Source organism: Bacillus sp. EKM501B (genome assembly GCF_011800505.1).
GTDB classification, from domain to species: domain Bacteria; phylum Bacillota; class Bacilli; order Bacillales; family Bacillaceae_G; genus Bacillus_A; species Bacillus_A cereus.
In genome coordinates this window covers 1-284 of the sequence record NZ_JAALFZ010000078.1, presented here as the reverse complement: position 1 = coordinate 284, position 284 = coordinate 1, and the positions used below count along the sequence as shown (strand labels likewise).

Below are 284 nucleotides of genomic sequence, written 5' to 3'. Positions count from 1 at the left end.
ATAATCAAGTCATGTACGATTTCTATGACACCTACTGGTAAATACTATGTGTCCATTTTGACTGAATACGAAAAAGAGATCGTACAAAAAGAAGTAGAAACAGTTGTTGGATTAGACTTTGCGATGGATGGATTATACGTCAGTTCTGAGGATGAGAGAGCCAATTATCCTAAGTTCTATCGTGAAATGTTAGACCGATTAGCAAATGCTCAACGAGTATTATCAAGACGTACAAAAGGTTCAGGGCGTTGGAATAAACAACGTATCCGTGTAGCTAAGCTGCA

Annotated in this window: 1 protein-coding gene; it reads left to right on the top strand. The window is 38.0% G+C overall.

Annotation, left to right across the window (positions count from 1 at the left end; translation table 11 throughout):
* On the top strand, positions 1 to 284 hold a 284-nt coding region (locus HFD78_RS29200), incomplete at both ends, for a transposase (protein ID WP_191968159.1).